Source organism: Streptomyces sp. NPDC037389, from assembly GCF_040636475.1.
GTDB classification, from domain to species: domain Bacteria; phylum Actinomycetota; class Actinomycetes; order Streptomycetales; family Streptomycetaceae; genus Streptomyces; species Streptomyces hesseae.
The window spans coordinates 1-1,028 of the sequence record NZ_JBEZUS010000092.1 but is presented as its reverse complement, the minus strand read 5'-3'; the positions used below and the strand labels follow the sequence as shown (position 1 = coordinate 1,028).

Sequence of the window (1,028 nt, the reverse complement as noted above, 5' to 3'; positions counted from 1 at the left end):
GGGACGGTGGCGGCGGGCGCGCTCAGGGACCGGGTGACCTCCGGGAGCGCGGGGAGGTACATGTCCATCGCCAGCGGCGGCGTGGCGGTGAGGCTGCCGAGGATGAGCGTGACGAGCAGACTGATCCGTCGGGCGGCGGGCAGTGTGGGTGCTGTCCGCGCGGAAGAAGACGTTCGCGGCTCGGGCACCGCGGGTGTGGTGGTCGTGTCCGGCGACTGGTGCGGTATGGACGGCCCGCGCTCGGGCATGTGATGTGCCCCTCCCTCTTCTACAGATCCGCCACCTATGCTCTCAGCTCGTACGCACTTGAACGAACAGACTCGAACGCCACACGACGAACAACACACGCCACACGACGAACAACACACGACGCACGGCGAACGACGCACGACGCACGACGCACGACGCACGACGAACAACAATCACACGACGAACAACGAACGAACCTGAGCGAGGGTGGGGCAGGGTGTCAGCGGTGACCGGGCAGAAGGTGCGCTGGGGAATTCTCGCGACCGGCGGGATGGCGGCGCGGTTCACGGCGGATCTGGTCGATCTGCCGGACGCGGAGGTCGTGGCGGTGGCCTCGCGGACCGAGGCGTCGGCGAAGGCGTTCGCCGAGCGGTTCGGGATACCGCGGGCGTACGGCGGCTGGGAGACGCTGGCGCGGGACGAGGACGTCGACGTGGTGTACGTCGCGACCCCGCACTCGGCGCACCGCACGGCGGCCGGCCTGTGCCTGGAGGCGGGCCGGAACGTGCTGTGCGAGAAGCCGTTCACGCTGAACGCGCGCGAGGCGGCCGAACTGGTCGCGCTGGCCCGCGAGAAGGACGTCTTCCTCATGGAAGCGATGTGGATGTACTGCAACCCACTGGTGCGGCGCCTGAAGAAGCTGGTGGAGGACGGCGCGATCGGCGAGGTCCGCAGTCTCCAGGCGGACTTCGGCCTCGCGGGCCCCTTCCCGCCCGCGCACCGGCTGCGGGACCCCGCACAGGGCGGCGGCGCGCTGCTCGACCTGGGCGTGTACCCGG

1 protein-coding gene and 1 pseudogene are annotated in these 1,028 nt (G+C 70.1%); one reads left to right on the top strand and one right to left on the bottom strand.

Features of this window, described 5'->3' with window-relative positions:
* A pseudogene (locus AB0E98_RS33975) lies at nucleotides 1-248 on the bottom strand (Bcr/CflA family drug resistance efflux transporter); the annotation flags it as partial.
* Between the two features lie 227 nt (nucleotides 249-475).
* Here AB0E98_RS33975 and AB0E98_RS33970 point away from each other — a divergent pair.
* Nucleotides 476-1,028 (top strand): Gfo/Idh/MocA family oxidoreductase (locus tag AB0E98_RS33970; protein WP_361710375.1); only part of this gene is annotated, 553 nt, incomplete at its 3' end.